The sequence below is a fragment of the Pseudomonas putida genome, from assembly GCF_001941965.1.
GTDB lineage: Bacteria > Pseudomonadota > Gammaproteobacteria > Pseudomonadales > Pseudomonadaceae > Aquipseudomonas > Aquipseudomonas putida_L.
Map to the genome: position 1 here is coordinate 60822 of NZ_MKZO01000018.1, position 23112 is coordinate 83933.

The following is a 23112-nucleotide window of genomic DNA, read 5'->3' on the forward strand; positions in this document are numbered from 1 at the left end:
AACGGATCTTCCTCCTTGGGCACTGATTTGTTAATTTTGTTTTTCTCATTGATTGATTTGGAATTCAAAACAATCCCATGAACCTCAAGCAACTACGGGCGTTCGTCGCCGTCGCCACCTACCAGAGCTTCGCCCAGGCGGGCGAGCATCTGCACCTTTCGCAGCCAGCGCTGAGCCTGACCATCAAGGGGCTTGAAGAGCAGTTGGGTGGCGCCCTGCTCAGCCGCACCACCCGCAGCGTCAGCCTGACCCCGGAGGGCGAGGTGCTGCTGCCCCTGGCCCGGCGCCTGCTGGCGGACTGGGACAACACCGAGGAGCTGCTGCGCCAGCACTTCACCCTGCAACTGGGGCGGGTATCGGTGGCGGCCATGCCGGCCTTTGCCGGCAACCTGCTGCCTCCGGTGCTCAAGCTGTTTCGCCAGCGCTACCCGCGGGTAAACGTCACGGTGCATGACGTGATCAATGAACAGGTGCTGGAGCTGGTGCGCAACCGCCGGGTCGAGCTGGGGATAGGTTTCGAGCCGGAGGCCAGCGAGCCGTTGCTGTTCCGCCCCTTGTACCTGGACCGTTTCGTTGCGGTGGTGCCGAAGGATTCACCACTGGCCGGGCAGGCGCAGGTGAGCTGGACGGAGCTGCTGCGCCAGGACTTCATCGCCCTGCAACGACCGTCGGCGGTGCGCTTGCTGCTGGAGCGGCATGTGGCGGCGGATCACGGTCGGCTGGCGGTGGCGTTCGAGAGTCACCAGTTGTCTACCATTGGCCGGATGGTGGCCAATGGGTTGGGCGTCAGTGCGGTGCCGGCGTTGTGCATCGGGCAGATGCGCGAACTGGGCGCGCAGTGCGTGGCGCTGGTGGAGCCGGTGGTGGAGCGGCGGATCGGGGTGATGATGCTGGCGGATCACAAGCTGTCGGCGGCGGCGCAGGCGGTTTTGGAGGTATTGGTGGCTGAGGTCACCGATCCTGGTTGTGATTTGTGGTGTGGCTGATGGCCTCATCGCTGGCAAGCCAGCTCCCACAGGTATCGCGTGCACCGCATAACCCTGTGGGAGCTGGCTTGCCAGCGATAGGGCCATCAGCCACAAAGAAAATTCAGGAGGAGTTTCACAGATGAGAACGACAACACTCGGCAACCACCAGGTCCCGGTCATCGGCCAGGGCACCTGGTACATGGGCGAGGACCCGGGCAAGCGGCGCAGCGAAGTCGCTGCCCTGCAACAAGGTATCGACCTCGGACTGACCCTGATCGATACCGCGGAGATGTACGCCGAAGGCGGCGCCGAGGAAGTGGTCGGCGAAGCCCTGGCCGGGCGCCGCGAGCAGGTCTACCTGGTCAGCAAGGTCTACCCGCACAACGCCAGCCGCAAGGGCGCCATCGCCGCCTGCGAACGCAGCCTGCAACGCCTGGCCACCGACCACATCGACCTCTACCTGCTGCACTGGCGCGGCCAGTATCCGCTGGAAGAAACCGTCGACGCCTTCGAGCGCCTGCGCGAGGCCGGCAAGATCGGGCGCTGGGGCGTGTCGAACTTCGATACCGACGATATGCGCGAGCTGGACAACCCGGCCTGCGCCACCAACCAGGTGCTGTACAACCCGCAGCAGCGCGGCATCGAGTTCGACCTGCTGCCCTGGTGCCGCGAACATCAGGTGCCGGTCATGGCCTACTGTCCGCTGGCCCAGGCCGGACGCCTGTTGAATCATCCGGTGTTGGCGAAAATCGCTGAACAGCATGGCGTGACGCCTGCCCAGGTCAGCCTGGCCTGGGTCACCCGCAATGACGGGGTGATCGCCATTCCCAAGGCCGTGGAACCGCGCCACGTCCAGCTCAATGCCGGGGCCGGCAAGCTGGTACTCAAGGCCGAGGACCTGCAGGCCATCGACCAGGCCTTCCCGGCGCCTACCCGCAAGCAGCGCCTGGCGATGGTCTGAGCATCACTGGCTGAACTTGACCCCGAGCGTGATCGCATGCCAGGTCGTCAGCGCCAGACCCGCCAGCAGGAACGCCGCCGGTATTGGCAACAACGCCAGCATCGGCGTCAGGCGCTGGCCGGTCCGCCGGATAAACATCCCCACCGCGGCGATGGCCACGACAAAGCCCATGGTCAACGCCCATCCGAATTCACTCATTGCGACTCATCCATACCCTGTAATCGACTGCGACTTTGAAAGGGGGGTATTTATAGAGCTACAAAAAAACCAATGATATGGATTTCTCCTTACATACTTTTCAAAGTGTTGCATGCCTCAAGGCACTCAATGAAAGTCCCGACTGCGTACATCCAGCCCGCTCAATAGCGGGCTGAGATCTTCCATTCGCCGGGCAATGAGATGGCGCACGCCCTCGGCGAATTCCAGCTTGCCGCGCACCTGCATCAGTTGCGAGCCCACCAGCACCCGGCGCTGGCGCTCGGCCAGATCGCGCCAGACCACCACGTTGAGCATGCCGAATTCGTCTTCAAGGGTGACGAAGGTCACGCCACTGGCGGTCTGCGGCCGCTGCCGCCCCACTACCAGCCCGGCAACGCTGATGCTGTCGCCGTGCTCGACATCGTCCAGCGCCCGCGAACTGCGGCAACCCATGGCGGTGAGGCGGCGGCGCAGCAGGCTCAGTGGATGCGGACCAAGGGTGGTGCCGATGCTGTTGTAGTCGGCGAACAGGTCCTCACCCACGCTTGGCGCAGGTAGCGCCACCGCGACTTCGGGCGTTGGCTCGACGGCAGCGAACAACGGTAGTTGCGCCTGCACCGCCGCCACTTCCCAGCGCGCCTGGTAACGGTGCCCGGCCAGCGCGGCAAGGGCTCCGGCATCGGCGAGCAGGTCGCGGGCGCGGCCGTCGAGTCCGGCGCGCAGGCACAGGTCGCCGACATCGCGGAATGCCTGCATCTCTCGCACCCTGGTCAGGCGCAAGGCATCGTCTTCGCGAAACCCGCGAATCTGCCGCAGCCCGATACGCAGCGCCAACGCGCCACCCTCCCCCGGCTCCAGGCTGCAATCCCAATGGCTGTGATGGACATCCAGCGGACGGATCTCGATGCGGTGCCGGCGGGCGTCCTGGAGAATCTGGTCCGGACTGTAGAAACCCATGGGCCAGCTGTTAATCAGGGCGCAGGCGAAGATCGCCGGCTCATGGCACTTGAGCCAGCAACTGGCGTAGGTCAACAGGGCGAAGCTGGCGGCGTGGGATTCGGGGAAGCCGTAGCTGCCAAAGCCCTTGATCTGCTCGAAGATGCGCTCGGCGAATTCCAGGTCGTAGCCGTTGCGCAACATGCCCTCGGTGAGGCGGATGCGGTGCGGCTCCAGCCCGCCATGACGCTTCCAGGCGGCCATGGAACGACGCAGTTCGTCCGCTTCGCCGGGGGTGAAGTCGGCGGCGACGATGGCCAGGGACATGACCTGCTCCTGGAACAGCGGTACGCCAAGGGTCCGCTCGAAGACCGCCCTGAGCTTCTCCGAGGGGTAGACCACCTCTTCTTCATCGTTGCGCCGGCGCAGGTAGGGATGAACCATATCCCCCTGGATCGGCCCCGGCCGCACGATCGCCACCTGGATCACCAGGTCGTAGAACGTCTGCGGCCTGAGCCTCGGCAACATGGCCATCTGCGCCCGCGATTCGATCTGGAACACGCCGATGGTGTCGGCGCGGCTGATCATGTCGTAGGTGGGGCGGTCGTCCGCCGGAATTGCGGCAATGCTCAGGCGCTTGCCGCGATGCACTTCGTAGAGATCAAAACAGCGACGCAAGGCGCTGAGCATGCCCAAGGCCAGTACATCGACCTTGAGCAGGCCCATCATGTCGAGGTCGTCCTTGTCCCACTGGATTACCGTGCGCTCTTGCATGGCGGCGTTTTCCACCGGCACCAGGGTATCCAGCGGCTGCTCGCTGATGACGAAGCCGCCGGGGTGCTGGGACAGGTGCCGGGGGAAGCCCATCAGCTCGCCGGTCAGGGTCAGGACCCGGTGCAGCAGCGGGCTGTCCGGGTCGAAGCCGGCTTCCACCAGGCGTTCGGGCGACGGCACCCGGTCGCTCCAGCGCCCGCAGCAGTCGGACAAGGCGCCCAACTGGTCCGGGGGCAGGCCGAGCACCCGGCCGATATCCCGTACCGCTCCGGAGGCATGGTAGCTGCTGACCACCGCCGTCAGCGCCGCACGATGGCGGCCGTAGCGCCGGAACACGTATTGCAGTACTTCCTCGCGACGGTCGTGCTCGAAGTCCACGTCGATATCCGGCGGCTCGTTGCGCTCGCGGGACAGGAAGCGTTCGAACAACAGGCTGGTGTGGCTCGGGTCCAGTTCGGTGATGCCGAGGACGAAACACACCACCGAGTTGGCTGCCGAGCCGCGGCCCTGGCAGAGGATGCCCTGCTCACGGGCGAAATTGACGATGTCGTAGACGGTAAGGAAATAGGACTCGTACTGCAGGTCGGTGATCAGTTCGAGTTCGTGCTCCAGCGCCTCGCGATTCTTGTCGCTGATGCCCGCCGGCCAGCGCGTGGGAATTCTCCGCTCGCAGAGGTCACGCAGCCAGGCACCGGCGGTGTAGCCCTGGGGCACGATTTCGTGGGGGTACTGGTAGTTGATGTCGCGCTTGAGGTCGAAATGACAACGCTGGGCGATCCGTGTGGTTTCTTCCAGCAACGCCGCAGGATACAGCGCGGCCAGTTGCTCCACCGGGCGCAGATGGCGCTCGCCATTGGCGAACAGGCGATGCCCGGCCTCGGCGACGGTGGTGTGATGGCGGATCGCAGTCATGCAGTCCTGCAAGGCCCGCCGCCCGCGGCTGTGCATATGCACGTCGCCGCAGGCCAATGGGCGGATGTCCAGGTCGCGGGCCAGGGCCAGCAGGTCTTGCAGGCGCTGGCGGTCGTCATGACCGTGGTGAAGATGGACTGCCAGCCACAGACGCTCGCCGAAAATCCCGCGCAGCCAGCGGCCCGGGGCCGGATCGTCCGTGGTGTCCGGAACCCACAGCGCCAGCAGGCCGTCCATGGGTGGCTCGAAGTCCTCGCGCAGCACCCGGTAACTGCCCTTTTCCGTACGCCGCCGGGCCTGGGTGATCAACCCGCACAGGCGCTGGTAGCCCTTGAGGTTTTCCACCAGCAGCACCAGCTTCGGTCCGTCTTCCACGCGCATCTCGCTGCCGACGATCAGCGGCAGCCCGACCTTGCCCGCTGCATCCCAGGCCCGGACGATCCCGGCCAGGGTGCATTCGTCGGTGATCGCCAGGGCCTGGTAGCCCTGCTGTTTCGCCCGCCCGAACAGCTCCAGGGCGCTGGACGCCCCGCGCTGGAAACTGAAGTTCGACAGGCAGTGCAGCTCGGCATAGCCGCTCATGCGAACCAGCCCTGCAGCCACAACGGGCTGTCGCGGCTTTCACCCAACTGACGATACGCCCAGCCACGCTGGCCGGCGGCGGTTTCCACCAGGTAGTAGTCGCGGCGCACATCGCCGCCGTCCCACCAGCCGGACTCGATGCGCTCCGGCCCGGCCAGCAGGCGCAGGCCGTTCAGCGGCAGGCAGCGCGGTGCTTCCAGCAACCAGCCGGGCCGCGGCGCCGGACAGGATCCGGAAGCCGTCGGCAGATCAGCACTGCGCCAGGCACATTCCGGACGGTGATCGGCCACCACGCCCACCGCACGCACCGCCTCATCGCCCAGCCGTGCGCGCAGGCGTTCGCGCAATTGCTCCCAGCCCTGTTGCTGCTGGGCCCGGGCCGAGAACAGTTCGCTGGCCAGGGGCACGAAGGCCGGCAGTTCCTCGGCAGTCAGGCGCAGGTTGCGCACCGGGGCACGCAGGGTCAGTTGCTCCAGGCGACCGCGAGCCAGTTCCAGCAGGCGCCCGGCTTCGCGCTCGGCCGCCAGCAGGCCGACCTGCAACAGGGTGTCGGCGCCCTCGGCATGCTCCATGAACAGGTTGAAGCGCTGCACCCCGGCATCGCGACCGGCGAGAAAGGCGGCCAGGTCCTCGATCATCCGCCGCAACGGGAACAGCAGTGCCTGGTTGGATTCCACATCGAAATTGAGTTCCAGACGGGATTCGAAACGGTCCGGCGGCAGGTAGCAGTCCAGCGCCATGGCACGCAGGCCGAGCAGGCGGTCCAGATGCAATTGCACCTGGGCGGCGAAACGCCGGGCCAGGGTTTCCCGGGGCAGTGCCAGCACCTGGTCGAGGTGGCGCAGGCCCATGCGAGTAAAGGCGGTGGCGGCTTCCACTGGCAGGCCGAGGCGGTCGATGGGCATGGCGGCCAGGGCGGCGCGGGTGCTGTCGGCATCCTCGGTGGCCAGCCCGTCATGGGCGTTGGCCAGCATTCGCGCCGCCACGGGATTACTGGCCAGGACGATGCGATGACTGAAGCCCAGGGCCTTCAACTCCTCACGCAAACGCGCCTCGAATCGGGGCCAGGGCCCGAACAGACCGAGACTGGACTCCACCTCCAGCAACAGGGCGCGGGGGTAATGCAGGCTGACCTGGGAACTGAAGCGATAGGCCCAGGCGGCGAGCAGTTGCTGTTGTTGCTCGATGGCGTCGGCGTCGTGTTCGGCCGTGGCGAATCCCTGGGCCAGGGCCTGGGCGCTGGTCAGGCTCTGCCCGGCACGCAGACCAAGGGCGCGGGCGGCAGGATTGACCGCCTGCAAAACCCGGCGATTGCTCGGACCGCTAAGCAGCACCAGCGGCTGATCGGCGTTGTCACGACCGCGCAGGACGCTGTCGAGCGCCAGTTGCGGTAACAGGATGCAGGCCCAGAGCATGGCGTCTCACCCCACGCGCCCGCTGGCGGCGATCGGCCGGCTCGGCGCCAGGCCGCCCCGGCATTTGAGCACCCGCCATTGCGCTGGCCGGGTGTCGATGGCGATGCGCAGGGCAGCGGGTGAAGGGTTCAAGGCGGCGCTCTGCCCACGACAGGCGAAGGCCAGGGCCTGCCCGGTTTCCGCCGCCACCTGCAAGCGCCGCAGCGCGCGGTCGTCGGCACGCTGCGGCCAGCACAGCACGGCGGCGCAACTGCCGGAACGCAGGCATTGCTCGGCAGCCCACAGGCTTTCCTTGCTGTCAGCCTCGATCACCGACAGCCAGCGCAGGTCCACGCCCGCCGCCTGCCAGGCCGGCGGATAGGGAATGAACGGCGGCGCCACCAGCACCACCCGCTCACCGCCGGCAGTCAGGCGGGCCAGGCTGGGCCAGAGCAGTTGCAGTTCACCTGCGCCCTCCTCCGCCAGCAACAGTTCACTGAGCGCGGCCGCCGGCCAGCCGCCGCCGGGCAACAATGCATCCAGTGCAGCGTGCCCGGTGGGTTGCAGGCCATGGTCCTCGACCACAGGCCGGCCTTTCCACACCCGTCGGCTGTCGAGCAGCCCGTCGAGGCTGAGCACGGCGCCCATCAGTCACGCCTCACCAGGCCGCAGAACACGCCTTCGATGACGAAGTCGCGGTCCGGGCCGACGACAATCGGCGCGTAGGCCGGATTGCGTGGCAGCAGGCGGTAATGGCCGTTGCCCCGTTCGAAGCGCTTGATGGTCACCTCGCCATCGAGGCGGGCGACGACGATCTGCCCGTCGCGGGGATCGGACTGCTGGCGGATGCCCACCAGGTCGCCGTCGAGGATGCCGTCGTCGATCATCGAGTCGCCACGAACCTTGAGCAGGTAGTCCGGGCTGCGGCTGAACAGGTGGGCGTCGAGCATCAGTTGCTCGTGGATATCCACGTCCGGGCCGATCGGCCGGCCTGCGGCCACCTGGCCGAGCACCGGGATCTCCAGCACTTCGGGGCGGCGCAGGACCCCGGCCAGGCGAATGCTGCGCGCCTGGTTCGGGGTGATTTCGATGAAGCCGGCCTCACAGAGGGCCTGGACATGCTTGCGCGCCACGCTGCGCGAGGCGAAGCCGAAGGCCTGGGCGATATCGGCAAGGCTCGGCGGCCGGCCTTCTCCGGTGATGCGATCACGGATGAAGGTGAGGATGGCGCTGCGTTTGGGAGAGAGTCTGGTCATGGGGTACATTTGTACTCTTTTCGTACTCCGCTGACCAGCCCCGTCGATCGGCGGGTATGATGGCCACTCATTGTTTTACGGATATGCACCATGCTCGACGCCCTGCTCTTCGACCTCGACGGCACCCTGTCCGATACCGACAAACTGCATCTGGTGGCCATGCAGCAACTGCTGCACGAGGACGGCCGCACCCTGACCGAGGCGGAATTCGAGGCGCATATCAGCGGGCGGGCCAATGCCGACCTGTGCCGTTACCTGTTTCCGGACCGGCCGCTGAGCGAGCACCGGGACTTTGCCGACCGCAAGGAAGCGCGGTTTCGCGAACTGTCGCCGACGCTGCAGCCGACGCCGGGGCTGGTGCGCCTGCTGGAGTACGCCGAGGCCCGTGGCATCGGCATGGCGGTGGTGACCAATGCACCGCGGGCCAATGCCGAGCACATGCTCAAGGCATTGGGCCTGGCCGGGCGATTCGAGCACGTGCTGGTGGCCGAGGAGCTGCCGAAGGCCAAGCCGGATCCGCTGCCCTACCTGACCGGGTTGCAGCGTTTGAATGCGCAGGCCGGGCGGGCGCTGGCGTTCGAGGACTCGGTGCCGGGGGTGAAGGCGGCCAGCGGTGCGGGGATCTTTACCGTGGGGTTGTCGACGAGTCAGACGGTGGAGGCGCTGATGGCGGCGGGGGCGCAACTGGTGGTGGCGGATTTCGAGGATGAGCGGTTGTGGGAAGTCATTCGGCGGATGACCGATAAGTAGAGGTTGTCTGGGCCATTTATCGCTGGCAAGCCAGCTCCCACAGGGTTTTGCAGCAACTCGAACCCTGTGGGAGCTGGCTTGCCAGCGATGAGGCCCTGAAGGACACCGCCAATCACCTTGACGTATACGTCAACCTGGCTTTAGGTTAGGCCCCATCGCCTTCACACCCAGAGCCCCGCCATGAGCAGCCAGACCTACAGTATTTCCGACCTGTCCCGCGAGCTGGACATCACCACCCGGGCGATCCGCTTCTACGAGGAACAAGGCCTGCTCAGCCCCGAGCGGCGCGGCCTGGAGCGCATCTACTCGGCCCGCGACAAGGTCAGCCTGAAACTCATCCTGCGCGGCAAGCGCATCGGCTTTTCCCTCGCCGAATGCCGCGAACTGATCGAGCTGTACGACCCCACCGGCGGCAATACCAAGCAGCTCAACAGCATGCTGGCGAAGATCGCCGAGCGCCGCGCCCAGCTGGAACAGCAACTGCTCGACATCCAGCAGATGCAGCTGGAACTGGATACCGCCGAAGAACGCTGCCAGCAAGCCCTGGCCGCAACCCTGAACAAACAGAACAACAACGGCCATTGAGCCCCACCAGGAAGCCCCCGCCATGCCATTGCCCGCCAAAGTGCGTCTGGTCGAAGTCGGTCCCCGCGACGGTCTGCAGAACGAAGCCCAACCCATCAGCGTCGCCGACAAGGTGCGCCTGGTCGATGACCTCACCGATGCCGGCCTGTCCTACGTCGAAGTCGGCAGTTTCGTCTCGCCGAAATGGGTCCCGCAGATGGCCGGTTCGGCCGAGGTGTTCGCCGGAATCCGCCAGCAGCCCGGGGTGACCTACGCCGCCCTGGCGCCGAACATGCGCGGCTTCGAGGACGCCCTCGCCGCCCGGGTCAAGGAAGTCGCGGTGTTCGCCGCCGCCTCCGAGGCGTTCTCCCAGCGCAATATCAACTGCTCCATCTGCGAGAGCCTGCAACGCTTCGTGCCGATCATGGACGCCGCGCGCCAGCACGGTGTGCGGGTGCGCGGCTATGTGTCCTGCGTGCTGGGTTGCCCGTACGAGGGCGAGGTGGATGCGGCCCAGGTCGCCGCCGTGGCCCGCGAGCTGTACGAAATGGGCTGCTATGAAGTGTCCCTGGGCGACACCATCGGCACCGGTACCCCGGGCGCTACCCGCCACCTGTTCAACGTGGTCGGCGCCCAGGTCCCACGCCCGCAACTGGCCGGGCATTTCCACGACACCTACGGCCAGGCCCTGGCCAACGTCTACGCCAGCCTGCTGGAAGGCGTCAGCGTGTTCGACAGCTCGGTCGCCGGCCTCGGCGGCTGCCCGTATGCCAAGGGCGCCAGCGGCAACGTGGCCAGCGAGGACGTGCTGTACATGTTGCAGGGCCTGGGCATCGACACCGGCATCGACCTGGACAAACTGATCGCCGCCGGCCAGCGCATCAGCGCGGTGCTCGGCCGTGCCACCGGCTCGCGGGTAGCACGTGCGCGTAACGCCTGCTGAGGACGTGGTAACACTGTGCACTTGGTCACAAAGTGTTACCGCCTACCCACGTCCCAGGGAAAAACCGGGTAACACGGAAACAAATCAGCGGATTTTCCCGTGCCAGCTTTTTCGCATAAACCGCCAACCCCTTGATTTCATTGGGTTTTGAAAAGTTGGCACGGCACCTGCTATATCTCTGGCACAACAAGAATAAAAAATGCGGCAAACCCAATAAAAACAAGACGTACCGGATCTGACATAACAAGAACAATACGGCAGAGACGAAGCTAACTGATTTTTTTGAAGTGGATGGCTTTTCGGGGGCGTGCCCCGCAACCAGGCAGAGAACAATAAAACTACCTCAAGGTAGCGCCCGTCACGGTTGGATCAATTGATAAAGGTCGATCAGCGCTCAAAAAAATACGTTTGCTCTTGATCCCGGATGGGGATCGCACAAAACAGCACCAAGAGGCAACGGTTGCCAAAAACAACAATAGACCGCCCTCCAATAACAAAAAAAGAGCACGCAACAATCTTTGAGGGGAGCTTCGGCTCCCCTCAGTGCATTCAGGCCTTGCCACTTTCCTCTTTCTTTCCCTCCTCCTCCTTGCGCTTCCTCTTGTGTTCCTCGTCCTCGAACAGGTCCACCACCCACGGCATGATCGCGAACACCACCAGCGCCAGCAGTGTGCTGAACAGCGCCGTGGCCTCGCGGCCCATGCCGGCCGCCACGCCAATCGCCGCGGTCATCCACAGCCCGGCCGCCGTGGTCAGGCCCTTGACGTGACTGGCGTCCATATCGTGGCCCTTGAGAATGGTCCCGGCGCCGAGAAAGCCGATCCCGGCGACGATACCCTGCACCACCCGGCTCAAGGCCGCATCGTCGGCCCCGGCCATGCGCGGCACGAGGACGAACAGCGCCGCACCGATGGCCACCAGCATATGGGTACGCACCCCGGCGGCCTTGCCCTTCATCTCGCGCTCGAAACCGAGCACCGCGCCCAATAGCGCCGCCATCAACAGGCGAACCGACACCTGGGTCAGCTGTTTCGCATCGGTGATGTCGGCGAATTCCGCCACCAGTGTCACCCACACCTCATGCCACCAGGCGTCCATGGCGTTGTCCTTGTCAGAGCAGTTACCCGATGGACAACACCCGCTTCGACAAAGTGCGATTGCGACCGCTGATCGGTTCAAGGCCGCAAGCGCCACGGCACGACGGTCACAGCCTCATAAGCCACCGCATGAGGAACACGCCATGCCCATCCGCATCGATGAAACCACCCAACGCTGCACCCTGATCGGCGACGACCTGGATATCGAAGGCGACGCCACCGAGGTGCAGGTGCTGACCGACGAAGACCTGCGCATGTCGGTCGCCGAGCTGGCCGGCAAGCGCGTGCCGATCACCGAAGCCGAGGCCGACGCCCTCACCGTGGCCGGTGCGGTGGATGGTCACAGGCATCTTAAGAGCAGCGCTCCGGGCTCGATAATCTAGGGCCTGCAGGCGATACACGGGAAATCTGATACGGTTTTTATCGGGATACCTGAATCTGTTCTGCAAACAGATCGCTCGCCATAGTTCATGGGCCTGATCGAGGCCTGATGAGCGACGAACCATGAGCGAACCTATCCCCGTCAAGATCGTTGAAATTGCCGAGCCGTCTCACAAGAAGAAGGCCGCCAGCAGCGACAGACAGATCTTCACCCGCAGCTTCACCGGTCTGTACCGCAACCTGCGCCTGGGTGGCGCAGGTTTTCTCTTCCTGCTGTTCTTCGCCACCGCCTGGCTCAACTGGGGCGGCCGCCAGGCGGTGCTCTGGGATCTGGCGGAAAGCAAGTTCCACATCTTCGGCGCGACCTTCTGGCCGCAAGACTTCATCCTGCTTTCGGCGCTGCTGATCATCTGCGCCTTCGGTCTGTTCGCCATCACCGTGTTCGCCGGCCGGGTCTGGTGCGGCTACACCTGCCCGCAGAGCACCTGGACCTGGCTGTTCATGTGGTGCGAGAAGGTCACCGAGGGCGACCGCAACCAGCGCATGAAACTGGACAAGGCCGCCTGGGGCCCGAACAAGCTGGCCCGCCGTGCCCTCAAGCACAGCCTGTGGCTGGCCATCAGCGTGCTGACCGGGCTGACCTTCGTCGGCTACTTCACGCCGATCCGGCCCCTGGCCGAAGAGCTGTTCACCCTGCAGGCCGGCGGGGTCAGCCTGTTCTGGATCCTGTTCTTCACCGGCGCCACCTATATCAATGCCGGCTGGATGCGCGAGGCGGTGTGCATGCACATGTGCCCCTACGCCCGCTTCCAGAGCGTGATGTTCGACAAGGACACCCTGGCCGTCGCCTATGACCCACGTCGCGGCGAGAACCGTGGCGCCCGCAAGAAGGAGCAGGACTACAAGGCTGCCGGCCTCGGCGACTGCATCGACTGCACGATGTGCGTGCAGGTCTGCCCCACCGGCATCGATATTCGCGATGGCCTGCAGATGGAGTGCATCGGCTGCGCCGCCTGCATCGACGCCTGCGACAGCATCATGGACAAGATGAACTACCCGCGCGGCCTGATCGGCTACAAGTCCGAGCACACCCTGCAAGGCGGCAAGACCCACTGGCTGCGTCCGCGCCTGCTGGGCTACGTCACCGTGCTGGTGGTGATGATCGGCGCCCTGGCCATCGCCCTCCATGAACGGCCGATGCTGTCCATGGACGTGATCAAGGACCGCGGCCTGTTCCGCGAGAACGCCCAGGGCCAGATCGAGAACATCTACATCCTCAAGGTGATCAACAAGACCCAGGCCCCGCAGAGCTACCAATTGCGCCTGCTCGATGCCGACGGCTTCGAGCTGCACGGCAAGACCCGCTTCACCCTCGCCGCCAGCGAGATGGCGGAACTGCCGGTCTCGGTGGCGATGCTCGGTGAACGCGCCGCCAGCAGCTCCCAGGAGCTGGACTTCGAACTGGTCGACAGCGACGAGCCGGACATCCGCGCCGTGGCCCGCAGCCGCTTCGTTGCCCCGCTGAACCGCTGATCCCCTACACTGCGTGCACTTCGAACCAGCAGAGCCATGATGAAACGCTACGAGAAATTCGCCGACGACATTGCCGAACTGATCTACACCGGGGTCCTCGGCCCCGGCCAGCGGGTGCCGTCGGTGCGCTATGCGAGCCAGACCCACGGGGTCAGTCCGTCCACGGTGTTCCAGGCTTACTACCTGCTGGAGCGCCGCGGCCTGATCCGAGCGCGGCCGCGCTCGGGGTATTTCGTCAACGCCCATGCGCCGAAGCCGTTCAGCGAGCCACGGATCGGCGAGCCGGCCGGCGAGTCCACCGAGGTGGATGTCAGCGAACTGGTGTTCTCCATCCTCGAGTCGATCAAGGACCCGCACACCGTGCCCTTCGGCTCGGCCTTCCCCAGCCCGACCCTGTTCCCCCTGCAGCGCCTGGCCCGCTCCCTGGCCAGCGCGACCCGGGACATGGACCCGCGCATGGTGGTCACCGACCTGTCGCCGGGCAACCCGCAACTGCGCCGGCAGATCGCCCTGCGCTACATGGTCGGCGGGCTGATGCTGCCGATGGAGGAGCTGCTGATCACCAACGGCGCCCTGGAGGCGCTGAACCTGTGCCTGCAGGCGGTGACCGAACCGGGCGACCTGGTGGCGATCGAGGCGCCGGCCTTCTATGCCTGCCTGCAGGTGCTGGAGCGTCTCAAGCTCAAGGCCGTGGAGATTCCCGTGCATCCGCGCGAGGGTATCGACCTGGGGGTGCTGGCGCAGACCCTGGAACGTCATCCGGTCAAGGCCGTGTGGTGCATGACCAACTTCCAGAACCCGGTGGGCGCCAGCGTGCCGGAAGCGAAGAAGCAGGCGCTGGTGGAGTTGCTGCGCCAGCACCAGGTGCCGCTGATCGAGGACGATGTCTACGCCGAGCTGTACTACGCCCAGCAGGCGCCAAAGCCGGCCAAGGCCTTCGACACCGAGGGCCTGGTGATGCATTGCAGCTCGTTCTCCAAGAGCCTGGCCCCGGGTTATCGGATCGGCTGGGTAGCCGCCGGGCGTTTCGCCCGCAAGATCGAGCGGCTCAAGCTGATGACCTCGCTGTGTGCCTCGATGCCGGCCCAGGCGGCCATCGCCGACTACCTCCAGCATGGCGGCTACGACCGCCATCTGCGCCGCCTGCGCTATGCCCTGGAGGAACAGAAGAACGCCATGCTCGCCGCCATCGCCCGGCACTTCCCGGCCTCGGTGCGGGTCAGCCATCCATCCGGCGGCTACTTCCTGTGGCTGGAACTGCCGGAAAACATGGACTCCCTGAAGCTGTTCCAGATGGCCCTGGCCCAGGGCATCAGCATCGCCCCAGGGCCGATCTTCTCGCCGACCCAGCGCTTCCGCCATTGCATCCGTTTGAATTACGGCAGCCCCTGGACCGAGCAATCGGAAAAAGCCATGGAAACACTCGGACGGATCGTACGTTCGTTCTAGCCGCCGGACGAGCGTGGGTCTAAAGTGGCGAAATTGGCTTGTTTCCGGATCTTTCCATGCCCGTCAGCGAACTCGATTCATTGCGCCTGCAACTCCAGGTACTCAAGCGGCGCAATGCCGACCTCGAACAGCAACTGGTGCAGCAACGGGCACTGGACGGGGACTTCTACCGCTTCCTGTTCGACACCATGGACGAGGGTTTCTGTGTCATCGAGTTCTTCGATGGCCCGCACGGTCCGCTGAGCGACTATATCCATGTGCTGGCCAACGCCGCCTATGCCCGGCATGCGGGGATTCCCGATGTGGTCGGGCAGAAGCTGCGGGAGATGGTGCCCGATGAAGCCGACGACTGGGTCGCCCGCTATGGCGCGGTACTGCGCACCGGCGAGCCGCTGCACTTCGAACAGGAACTGGTGGCCACCGGCCGGGTGCTGTCGGTGACCACCTTCCGCATCGAACCGGCCGAGCGCAGGCAGGTGGCCGTGCTGTTCAAGGACGTGACCGAGCGGCGCGACGCCGAGGTCGCCTTGCAGCAACTCAATGAACAGTTGGAACAACGGGTACTCGACAGCGTGGCCGAGCGCCAGTTGCTGGCCACGCTGGTGGACAACAGCATCGCCTGCGTCCAGGTGGTCGGCCCTGATATGCGCTGGATGGCAATCAACCAGCAGTCGCTCAACGACTTCGACTACCTGTACGGCGAAGTGCCGGGCATCGGCGAGCCGGTCGAGCGGGTCCTGCGCAGCGTCCCGGCCGATTGCGTCCGCGGCCTGGCCCTGTGGCGCCGGGCCTTGGCCGGCGAGGTGTTTATCGAGAACGCCGAGTTCGGTGCCAGCGGGCGCCGCCGCCACTATGAAATGCGCTTCAACGTCCTCCACGACGAGCATGGCGCGGTACGCGGTGCCTACCTGTTCGCCTACGACATCAGTGCCCGGGTCGCGGAACAGCAGCGTCTGCTGCGCGCCGAAGACGCCTTGCGCCAGGCGCAGAAAATGGAAGCGGTGGGCCAGCTCACCGGCGGTATCGCCCATGATTTCAACAACCTGCTCGGCGGCATCCTCGGCGCCCATGAGCTGATGCGCCAGCGCCTGCGCCAACAGCGCCACGCCGAGGTCGACCTGCTGCTGCAGGCCGCCAGCAACTCGGCCCAGCGCGCGGCGTCGCTGGTCCATCGCCTGCTGGCGTTCTCCCGGCAGCAGACCCTGCAGCCCCAGCCCACCCATATCGGCCTGCTGCTACGGGGCATGGAAGACCTGATCCAGCGCAGTGTCGGCCCGGCCATCGAAGTGCGCAGCCGGTTTACCGAGAACCTCTGGACCACCTTCATCGACCCGCCGCAACTGGAAAGCGCCCTGCTCAACCTGTGCATCAATGCCCGGGATGCCCTGCCCAATGGCGGTCTGATCGAGATCACCATCGACAATCTCGAACTTGACGAAGAACACGGCCGGCCGCTGGATCTTGCGGCCGGGCCATACCTGCGCCTGAGCGTGGCGGACAACGGCCAGGGCATGCCCGCCGATGTCGCGGCGCGGGCCATCGACCCGTTCTTCACCACCAAGCCGCTGGGCCAGGGCACAGGGCTTGGCTTGTCCATGGCCTACGGCTTTGTCCGCCAGTCCGGCGGGCAGCTGCGCATTGTCACGGCGCCGGGCCAGGGCACACGGATCGAGCTGTATCTGCCGCGCCATGACCGGGCGCCGCTGACGCAGATGCTGCCGGGTGCCGAACAGCGCCTGCCGGCCCGGGGCGAGGAGGCGCGGGTGGTCCTGGTGGAAGATCAGGAAACCCTGCGCATGGTGATCGCCGAAATGCTCGAAGAGTCCGGGCACCGGGTCGATGTCTACGAAAGCGCGGTGCTGGCCTTGCCGGTGCTGAAGAACGGCCCGCCGCCGGACCTGCTGATCAGCGACATCGGCCTGCCGGGCGGGCTCAGCGGCCGGCAACTGGCCGAAGCGGTGCGCCAGGTGCATCCGCACTTGCCGGTGCTGTTCATCACCGGCTATGACGAAAGCGCGGCGATGAGTGACGGGCGCCTGGCACCGGGGATCAGCGTGATGACCAAGCCGTTTCGGCTGGAGGGGTTGATGGAGCGGGTCGAGGCGATGCTCCGGGAGCGATGAACTGCCGGGCCCTTCAGGGCCTCATCGCTGCATGGGGATCTACACATCTTTTGAGGTGAGAAGGCTCGTCAGTAGATCGCATCAGGGCTGACAGGTGCTTGTCATGACTTTTCTGGCGCCCTTGAGATCGAGCGCCGCGCGGGCGGCGCTCGATCTGAAGAACGCTGAAGATCTGTCGGCTTGCGCCTGGTGGCCATAATGCGATCTCTCGACAAACGACCGGGGTCACCACTGATCTTCGGAAAAGATGTCTAGATACCCATGCTCATCGCTGGCAAGCCAGCGATGAGGCCCTGAAGTGCGGCAAACAACTACCGCCCACCCCCGAGATCCAGGAAGCTCCCGGTCGAGTAGGACGCCTTGTCCGACAGTAGCCAAAGGATCGCCTCGGCCACTTCTTGCGCCTGCCCGCCCCGCCCCATGGGAATCCCCGGCTCCAGCTTGCGCACCCGGTCCGGGTCGCCGCTCAGGGCGTGGAAATCGGTGAAGATGTACCCCGGCCGCACCCCGTTGACCCGCACACCCTCGCCCGCCACTTCCTTGGCCAGCCCCAGGGTGAAGGTGTCCAGCGCGCCCTTGGACGCCGCGTAGTCGACGTATTCATTGGGCGAGCCCAGGCGCGCCGCCACCGACGACACGTTGACGATGGCCCCGCCCTTGCCGCCGTTGCGCGTCGACATGCGCATCAGCGCGTGCTTGGCACACAGCATCGGCCCGACCACATTGGTCTTCATCACCTTGAGCAGGCGAAACTCCGACATTTCCTCGACCCGGCTCTGCTGCCCGATGGTCCCGGCATTGTTGACCAGCGCCGTGACCGGCCCCAGTTCGTGATCGACCCGCTGAAACAGGCTGATCACCTCGTCCTCGACGCTGGCATCGGCACGCACGGCGATGGCTTCGGCGCCCAGTTCACGGACCTGGGCCAGCACCCGCTGGGCCGCCTGGTCGTCGGCGTGATAGTTGATGCAGATCCGGTAGCCCTGGCGCGCGGCGAGCAGCGCAGTGGCGGCGCCGATGCCGCGACTGCCTCCGGTGATGATGATGACCTTGTCCATTGCGACTCCTGGTGCAATATGAACCTTGTATCCCCTTGCCCCACCCGGTACGAACCGCTGACGGGGCGGGCTATTTTCTCGCTGACAAATCTGTAATTCAAACCTCAGTTTGCTGTCAGCCGCCGCGGATTATGGTCAGGCATCCCCGTTGATGGACTGACAACCCCATGCCCCACTTTCCTACCCGCCGCACCTTCGTCAAAGGCCTGGCCGCCGCCAGCGCCCTTGGCGGCCTCGGCCTCTGGCGAGCGAACGCCTGGGCCCGCGGAGCGCATGATTTCGTCGAGCTGGACGGCCAGCATTTCGAGCTGTTCATCGGCCAGACCGCCGTGAATATCACCGGCAAGCCGAAGACCGCGCTGACCATCAACAACAGCCTGCCAGGTCCGGTGCTGCGCTGGCGCGAGGGCGATACCGTGACCCTGCGGGTGCGCAATCGCCTGGAGGAAAGCACCTCGCTGCACTGGCACGGGATCATCCTCCCGGCCAACATGGACGGCGTGCCCGGCCTGAGTTTCGCCGGCATCGAGCCCGGCGGCGACTACCTCTACCGCTTCACCCTGGAGCAGCATGGCACCTACTGGTATCACAGCCATTCGGGGCTGCAGGAGCAAGCGGGGGTGTATGGCGCCATCGTCATCGAGCCGAAAACGCCCGAACCCCATGTCTACCAGCGCGACTGCGTGCTGCTGCTCAGCGACTGGAGCGACGAGAAACCCGCCGCCCTGCTGGCGCAACTGAAGAAACAGGCCGACTACTACAACCAGCGCCAGCGCACCGTCGGTGACTTTATCGACGACGTGGCCCGCGACGGCTGGTCGGCCACCCTGGCCAACCGCAAGGACTGGGCGCTGATGCACATGACGCCCACCGATATCGCCGATATCAGCGCCGCCACCTACACCTACCTGCTCAACGGACAGCCCCCGGAGGGCAACTTCACCTGCCTGTTCCAGCCCGGCGAAACCCTGCGCCTGCGCCTGATCAACGGCTCGGCCATGACCTATTTCGACTTCCGCATTCCCGGCCTGAAGCTCACCGTGATCGCGGCCGACGGCCAGCCGGTGCAGCCAGTGACGGTAGACGAACTGCGCCTGGCGGTCGCGGAAACCTACGATGTACTGGTCACCGTTGGCGACCAGCCGGCCTACACCCTGTTCGCCCAGAGCATGGACCGCAGCGGCTATGCCCGTGGCAGCCTGGCCCGGGCCCAGGGCCTGAGTGCGCCCGTGCCGGCGCTGGAACCGAAGCCGGTGCTGAGCATGGCCGACATGGGCCATGGCGATATGGCCGGCATGGATCACGGCAGCATGGCCGGCATGGACCACAGCCAGATGAGCGGGATGAATCACGCCATGCCGGGCATGAACATGGGCATGCAGCAGCACCCGGCCTCGGAAACCGGCAACCCGCTGGTGGACATGCAGGCCATGATGCCCAAGGCCAACCTGTCCGATCCCGGCCTGGGCCTGCGCAACAACGGGCGTCGGGTGCTGACCTATGCCGACCTGAACAGCACCTTCGCCGACCCCGACGGTCGCGAACCCTCACGCGAGATCGAGCTGCACCTGACCGGGCACATGGAGCGCTTCGCCTGGTCGTTCGACGGCATCCGCTTCTCCGACGCCGAACCGCTGCGCCTGAAATACGGCGAGCGCCTGCGCATCACCCTGGTCAACGACACCATGATGGCCCACCCCATCCACCTGCACGGCCTGTGGAGCGATCTGGAGGACGAGCAGGGTCGGTTCAAGGTGCGCAAGCACACCCTCGACATGCCACCCGGCAGCCGCCGCAGCTACCGGGTCAGCGCCGATGCCCTGGGCCGCTGGGCCTACCACTGCCACCTGCTCTATCACATGGAGACCGGCATGTTCCGCGAGGTGCGCGTCGATGAATGAACGACTCAACCGGCCGCTGCTTGGCGGCATGACCCTGCTTCTGCTGCTGGGCAGCGAGGAAGTCCGTGCCGCAGCGATGGACCATTCAGGGATGGATCACAGCATGATGAGCCACGGGGCGCCACAATCACCGCGTACCCCGCTGAAACCTGTGACCGACGCCGATCGCCAGGCGGCGTTCCCGCCCCTGCCCGGACACCAGGTGCATGACCGGCAGATCAACTGGGCCGTAACCGTCGAACAGCTGGAGTACCAGCACTTCGAGAACAGCAGCGCGCTGAACTGGAACGCCAATGCCTGGGTCGGTGGCGATATCGACCGGCTGTGGCTGCGCACGGAAGGCGAGCGGGAACAGGGGCGCACGCACAAGGCGGAACTGCAGGCACTGTGGGGCCATGCCTTCAGCCCCTGGTGGGAGGTGGTCGGCGGCGTGCGCCAGGACTTCAAGCCGGGCAGCGGTCAGAGCTGGGCAGCTTTCGGGGTCCAGGGCACGCCGCTGTATGGCATGGAGCTGGAAGCCACGCTCTACGCGGGCGAGCGACAACAGACCGCGCTGCGGGTGGAGGCGTCCTACGCTATCCTGCTGACCCAGCGCTGGCGGCTGGAGCCGACGGTGGAGGTGAATTTCTACGGGCGGGATGATGCCGGTCGTGGACAAGGTTCAGGGCTGGCGGACAGCGAGACCGGGTTGCGTTTGCGCTACGAGATCACCCCGGGGTTTGCGCCTTATGTGGGGGTGAGCTTCAACCGGGTGTATGGCGAGACGGCGGCGATGGCCCGGGATGAGGGTGAGGATATCGGACAGACGCGGTGGGTGGCTGGTATCAGGCTAAGGTTCTAGACCGTATCGCCCCAATCGCTGGCAAGCCAGCTCCCACAGGTACGGTGCATGCAGTCCCTGTGGGAGCTGGCTTGCCAGCGATGAGGCCCTTGCAGACAATAGAAAATTCCAAGGAGAAACCCATGCTGAAGAACAACCTGGCAGCCCTCGGCCTGCTGACCCTGAGCACCCTGGCCCAGGCCGGGCAGACCATTGATGTCTACCGCGATCCCAACTGCGGCTGCTGCAAGGAGTGGATCAGCCACCTGCGCGACAACGGCTACACGGTCAACGACCATGTCGAGCCGAACATGAGCGCGGTCAAGCAGAAACTCGGCGTCGCCCCGCGCCTGGCCTCGTGCCATACCGGCGTGATCAATGGCCAGTTCATTGAAGGCCACGTCCCCGCCGAACAGATCATCGTCCTCGGCAAGCGCCCCGACCTCAAAGGCATCGCCGTGCCCGGCATGCCCATGGGCTCGCCCGGCATGGAAATGGGCGACCACAAGGATGCCTACCAGGTCATCGGCCTGACCAAGGCCGGTACCGATGAGGTGATCGCCGAGTACTGAGTACCTGCCCCGCTCGCCCTATTGTCACCAATAGGGCGACAATCAATCTCGCCCCAGCCGGATTGTCGGAAGCGACTATCCTGAGCAGAATGCCCGGACTTTCACGTTCAAACGCTGCCTCACGCAGTTCATGGAGACCGAGCAATGCCACACGAAGGCAGCCTTCTGCAAACCGCGGTGACCTTCCTCCTCGCCGCCGTCGTTACCGTTCCCCTGGCCAAGCGCCTGCAACTGGGCGCCGTGCTCGGCTACCTGCTGGCCGGCGTGGTGATCGGCCCGCAGGCCCTGGGCCTGGTTCGCGATACCCAGAGCGTCGCGCATATTTCCGAGCTGGGCGTGGTCCTGCTGCTGTTCATCATCGGCCTGGAACTGTCGCCGCGGCGCCTGTGGCTGATGCGCAAGTCGGTGTTCGGCGTCGGCCTGGCCCAGGTCCTGCTGACCGGCGCGGTCATCGGCGCCATTGCTCTGTTCGGCTTTGCCCAGTCGCTGCCGGCGGCCATTGTTCTTGGCCTGGGCCTGGCCCTGTCGTCCACCGCCTTCGGCCTGCAGAGCCTGGCCGAAAGCAAGCAACTCAATGCACCACACGGACGCCTGGCCTTCGCCATCCTGCTGTTCCAGGACATCGCCGCGATTCCGCTGATCGCCCTGGTGCCGCTGCTGGCCGCCGCCGGCCCCGACACCAGTCATGGCGACAGCCTCAGCCACGGCCTGAAGGTGTTCGGCAGCATCGCCATCGTCATCGTTGGCGGCCGTTACCTGCTGCGCCCGCTGTTCCGCACCGTGGCCCGCACTGGCCTGCCGGAAGTCTCCACTGCCACCGCGCTGCTGGTGGTGATCGGCACCGCCTGGCTGATGGAGCAAGCCGGGATCTCCATGGCCCTCGGCGCCTTCCTCGCCGGCCTGCTGCTGGCGGATTCGGAATACCGGCATGAACTGGAATCGCAGATCGAGCCGTTCAAGGGCCTGCTGCTGGGACTGTTCTTCATCAGCGTGGGCATGGGCGCCAACCTGCGCCTGCTGCTGGACATGCCGCTGTTGCTGGTCGGCCTGACCCTGTTGCTGGTGGCGGTGAAGCTGCCGTTGCTGATGCTGGTCGGGCACTTCGCCGGCGGCCTGAACAAGGTCAGTGCCCTGCGCCTGGGCGTGGTCCTGGCGGCGGGTGGCGAATTTGCCTTCGTGGTGTTCAAGCTGGGTCGCGACCAGGGCCTGTTCGATGCGCAGACCTACGACATGCTGCTGATGACCATCACCCTGTCCATGGCCATCACCCCGCTCCTGCTGCTCGGTTGCGCCCGCCTCGGCAAGCGCCCGCAGGCGGTACGGGAAGTGCCGGAGCAGTACAGCAACATCAGCACCGACGCCCCGCGGGTGGTGATCGTCGGCATGGGCCGGATGGGCCAGATCGTGGCGCGGATCCTGCGGGCGCAGAAGGTGCCGTTCATTGCCCTGGAAACCTCGGTGGATACCATCGAGATGACCCGCATGTTCGAACAGGTGCCGGTGTTCTACGGCGACACCCAGCGTCCCGAGGTGCTGCATGCGGCGAAGGTGGGCGAGGCCGAGTACTTCGTCATCACCACCGACGATGCCGAGGCCACCACGCGCACCGCGCAGCGGGTCAAGCAGATGTACCCGCACCTCAAGGTGCTGGCCCGGGCACGCAACCGCCAGCATGTACATGAACTGGTGGAAGTGGGGGCCGAGCCGATCCGCGAGACCTTCCATTCCAGCCTGGAAATGAGCCGGATGACCCTGGTCGGGCTGGGCTTGAGCGAGGACCAGGCGGCGGACCGGATCCGGCGTTTCACCCGCCACGACGAGGAAGTGCTGGCCGCCCAGGGCCGGGTGCGGGATGACAAGGCCAAGGTGATGCAGACGGCCAAGGAGGCGCGTCTGGATCTGGAGCGGTTGTTCGAGGCCGATGCTGATTGATTGACCGT

20 protein-coding genes are annotated in these 23112 nt (G+C 65.5%); 13 read left to right on the top strand and 7 right to left on the bottom strand.

Annotation, left to right across the window (positions count from 1 at the left end; translation table 11 throughout):
- Window positions 1-77 precede the first annotated feature (77 nt).
- Window positions 78-986, top strand: coding sequence for a LysR family transcriptional regulator (locus PSEMO_RS11840; protein ID WP_075803257.1), 909 nt, complete (start codon window positions 78-80; stop codon window positions 984-986).
- Between the two features lie 121 nt (window positions 987-1107).
- Window positions 1108-1929 (top strand): aldo/keto reductase, encoded by an 822-nt coding sequence (locus PSEMO_RS11845; protein ID WP_075803258.1) that lies wholly within the window; start codon window positions 1108-1110, stop codon window positions 1927-1929.
- Window positions 1930-1932: 3 nt separating this feature from the next.
- Here PSEMO_RS11845 and PSEMO_RS11850 read toward each other — a convergent pair whose 3' ends face one another.
- The 5 genes from PSEMO_RS11850 to lexA form a co-directional block, all read right to left on the bottom strand.
- Window positions 1933-2127, bottom strand: a complete 195-nt coding sequence (locus PSEMO_RS11850; protein WP_075803259.1) for a hypothetical protein — start codon at window positions 2125-2127, stop codon at window positions 1933-1935.
- A 126-nt stretch (window positions 2128-2253) separates the two neighbouring features.
- Complete coding sequence (locus PSEMO_RS11855; protein ID WP_218641238.1) at window positions 2254-5352, bottom strand: error-prone DNA polymerase; 3099 nt, start codon at window positions 5350-5352, stop codon at window positions 2254-2256.
- Window positions 5328-6746 (bottom strand): Y-family DNA polymerase, encoded by a 1419-nt coding sequence (locus PSEMO_RS11860; RefSeq protein ID WP_075803261.1) that lies wholly within the window; start codon window positions 6744-6746, stop codon window positions 5328-5330. The genes PSEMO_RS11855 and PSEMO_RS11860 overlap by 25 nt, the downstream gene beginning before the upstream one ends.
- A gap of 6 nt (window positions 6747-6752) precedes the next feature.
- Window positions 6753-7373 (bottom strand): translesion DNA synthesis-associated protein ImuA, encoded by a 621-nt coding sequence (imuA, locus tag PSEMO_RS11865; protein WP_075803262.1) that lies wholly within the window; start codon window positions 7371-7373, stop codon window positions 6753-6755.
- Window positions 7373-7990, bottom strand: coding sequence for a transcriptional repressor LexA (gene lexA / locus PSEMO_RS11870; RefSeq protein WP_075803263.1), 618 nt, complete (start codon window positions 7988-7990; stop codon window positions 7373-7375). Before lexA ends, imuA begins: the two co-directional genes overlap by 1 nt.
- A gap of 81 nt (window positions 7991-8071) precedes the next feature.
- On the opposite strand from lexA, the gene PSEMO_RS11875 reads away from it, so the two are divergent.
- From PSEMO_RS11875 to PSEMO_RS11885, 3 genes are all read left to right on the top strand, one after another.
- The gene (locus PSEMO_RS11875) at window positions 8072-8731 is read left to right on the top strand and encodes an HAD family hydrolase (protein ID WP_075803264.1); all 660 of its coding nucleotides are present in this window, start codon (window positions 8072-8074) and stop codon (window positions 8729-8731) included.
- A 180-nt stretch (window positions 8732-8911) separates the two neighbouring features.
- The gene (locus PSEMO_RS11880) at window positions 8912-9316 is read left to right on the top strand and encodes a MerR family transcriptional regulator (RefSeq protein WP_075803265.1); all 405 of its coding nucleotides are present in this window, start codon (window positions 8912-8914) and stop codon (window positions 9314-9316) included.
- Window positions 9317-9338: 22 nt separating this feature from the next.
- Window positions 9339-10238, top strand: a complete 900-nt coding sequence (locus tag PSEMO_RS11885) for a hydroxymethylglutaryl-CoA lyase (RefSeq protein ID WP_075803266.1) — start codon at window positions 9339-9341, stop codon at window positions 10236-10238.
- Between the two features lie 549 nt (window positions 10239-10787).
- Here the strand turns inward: PSEMO_RS11885 and PSEMO_RS11890 are convergent.
- Entirely contained in the window at window positions 10788-11336 is a 549-nt protein-coding gene (locus PSEMO_RS11890; protein ID WP_075803267.1) for an MgtC/SapB family protein, read from the bottom strand.
- Window positions 11337-11478: 142 nt separating this feature from the next.
- Between PSEMO_RS11890 and PSEMO_RS11895 the strand changes: the two genes are divergently transcribed.
- From PSEMO_RS11895 to PSEMO_RS11910, 4 genes are all read left to right on the top strand, one after another.
- Window positions 11479-11718, top strand: a complete 240-nt coding sequence (locus PSEMO_RS11895; RefSeq protein ID WP_075803268.1) for a DUF3203 family protein — start codon at window positions 11479-11481, stop codon at window positions 11716-11718.
- 121 nt (window positions 11719-11839) lie between these two features.
- A complete protein-coding gene (ccoG, locus tag PSEMO_RS11900) occupies window positions 11840-13249 on the top strand; it encodes a cytochrome c oxidase accessory protein CcoG (protein ID WP_075803269.1) in 1410 nt (469 codons plus the stop codon).
- 39 nt (window positions 13250-13288) lie between these two features.
- Window positions 13289-14698: a GntR family transcriptional regulator MpaR gene (gene mapR / locus PSEMO_RS11905; RefSeq protein ID WP_075803270.1), complete on the top strand. Its 1410-nt coding sequence runs from the start codon at window positions 13289-13291 to the stop codon at window positions 14696-14698.
- Between the two features lie 56 nt (window positions 14699-14754).
- Window positions 14755-16821 (top strand): PAS domain-containing protein, encoded by a 2067-nt coding sequence (locus PSEMO_RS11910; protein WP_075803271.1) that lies wholly within the window; start codon window positions 14755-14757, stop codon window positions 16819-16821.
- A 311-nt stretch (window positions 16822-17132) separates the two neighbouring features.
- Here the strand turns inward: PSEMO_RS11910 and PSEMO_RS11915 are convergent, their stop codons facing one another.
- Complete coding sequence (locus PSEMO_RS11915) at window positions 17133-17879, bottom strand: SDR family oxidoreductase (RefSeq protein WP_075803272.1); 747 nt, start codon at window positions 17877-17879, stop codon at window positions 17133-17135.
- A gap of 167 nt (window positions 17880-18046) precedes the next feature.
- Between PSEMO_RS11915 and PSEMO_RS11920 the strand changes: the two genes are divergently transcribed.
- The 4 genes from PSEMO_RS11920 to PSEMO_RS11935 all read left to right on the top strand — a co-directional run bounded on the left by PSEMO_RS11920 (window position 18047) and on the right by PSEMO_RS11935 (window position 23104).
- The gene (locus PSEMO_RS11920; RefSeq protein ID WP_075803273.1) at window positions 18047-19780 is read left to right on the top strand and encodes a copper resistance system multicopper oxidase; all 1734 of its coding nucleotides are present in this window, start codon (window positions 18047-18049) and stop codon (window positions 19778-19780) included.
- Window positions 19773-20621: a copper resistance protein B gene (locus PSEMO_RS11925; RefSeq protein ID WP_075803274.1), complete on the top strand. Its 849-nt coding sequence runs from the start codon at window positions 19773-19775 to the stop codon at window positions 20619-20621. The genes PSEMO_RS11920 and PSEMO_RS11925 overlap by 8 nt, the downstream gene beginning before the upstream one ends.
- A gap of 122 nt (window positions 20622-20743) precedes the next feature.
- The gene (locus PSEMO_RS11930; protein ID WP_075803275.1) at window positions 20744-21172 is read left to right on the top strand and encodes a DUF411 domain-containing protein; all 429 of its coding nucleotides are present in this window, start codon (window positions 20744-20746) and stop codon (window positions 21170-21172) included.
- Window positions 21173-21316: 144 nt separating this feature from the next.
- Window positions 21317-23104, top strand: a complete 1788-nt coding sequence (locus PSEMO_RS11935) for a monovalent cation:proton antiporter-2 (CPA2) family protein (RefSeq protein WP_075803276.1) — start codon at window positions 21317-21319, stop codon at window positions 23102-23104.
- Window positions 23105-23112 lie beyond the last annotated feature (8 nt).

Coding starts and splice junctions, on each gene's coding strand:
- ccoG (WP_075803269.1), top strand. CDS start 11,840: ATGAGCGAACCTATCCCCGTCAAGATCGTTGAAATTGCCGAGCCGTCT.
- mapR (WP_075803270.1), top strand. CDS start 13,289: ATGAAACGCTACGAGAAATTCGCCGACGACATTGCCGAACTGATCTAC.
- PSEMO_RS11915 (WP_075803272.1), bottom strand. CDS start 17,879: ATGGACAAGGTCATCATCATCACCGGAGGCAGTCGCGGCATCGGCGCC.
- lexA (WP_075803263.1), bottom strand. CDS start 7,990: ATGTACCCCATGACCAGACTCTCTCCCAAACGCAGCGCCATCCTCACC.
- PSEMO_RS11885 (WP_075803266.1), top strand. CDS start 9,339: ATGCCATTGCCCGCCAAAGTGCGTCTGGTCGAAGTCGGTCCCCGCGAC.
- PSEMO_RS11895 (WP_075803268.1), top strand. CDS start 11,479: ATGCCCATCCGCATCGATGAAACCACCCAACGCTGCACCCTGATCGGC.
- imuA (WP_075803262.1), bottom strand. CDS start 7,373: ATGGGCGCCGTGCTCAGCCTCGACGGGCTGCTCGACAGCCGACGGGTG.
- PSEMO_RS11920 (WP_075803273.1), top strand. CDS start 18,047: ATGCCCCACTTTCCTACCCGCCGCACCTTCGTCAAAGGCCTGGCCGCC.
- PSEMO_RS11930 (WP_075803275.1), top strand. CDS start 20,744: ATGCTGAAGAACAACCTGGCAGCCCTCGGCCTGCTGACCCTGAGCACC.
- PSEMO_RS11845 (WP_075803258.1), top strand. CDS start 1,108: ATGAGAACGACAACACTCGGCAACCACCAGGTCCCGGTCATCGGCCAG.
- PSEMO_RS11925 (WP_075803274.1), top strand. CDS start 19,773: ATGAATGAACGACTCAACCGGCCGCTGCTTGGCGGCATGACCCTGCTT.
- PSEMO_RS11890 (WP_075803267.1), bottom strand. CDS start 11,336: ATGGACGCCTGGTGGCATGAGGTGTGGGTGACACTGGTGGCGGAATTC.
- PSEMO_RS11840 (WP_075803257.1), top strand. CDS start 78: ATGAACCTCAAGCAACTACGGGCGTTCGTCGCCGTCGCCACCTACCAG.
- PSEMO_RS11910 (WP_075803271.1), top strand. CDS start 14,755: ATGCCCGTCAGCGAACTCGATTCATTGCGCCTGCAACTCCAGGTACTC.
- PSEMO_RS11880 (WP_075803265.1), top strand. CDS start 8,912: ATGAGCAGCCAGACCTACAGTATTTCCGACCTGTCCCGCGAGCTGGAC.
- PSEMO_RS11875 (WP_075803264.1), top strand. CDS start 8,072: ATGCTCGACGCCCTGCTCTTCGACCTCGACGGCACCCTGTCCGATACC.
- PSEMO_RS11850 (WP_075803259.1), bottom strand. CDS start 2,127: ATGAGTGAATTCGGATGGGCGTTGACCATGGGCTTTGTCGTGGCCATC.
- PSEMO_RS11935 (WP_075803276.1), top strand. CDS start 21,317: ATGCCACACGAAGGCAGCCTTCTGCAAACCGCGGTGACCTTCCTCCTC.
- PSEMO_RS11860 (WP_075803261.1), bottom strand. CDS start 6,746: ATGCTCTGGGCCTGCATCCTGTTACCGCAACTGGCGCTCGACAGCGTC.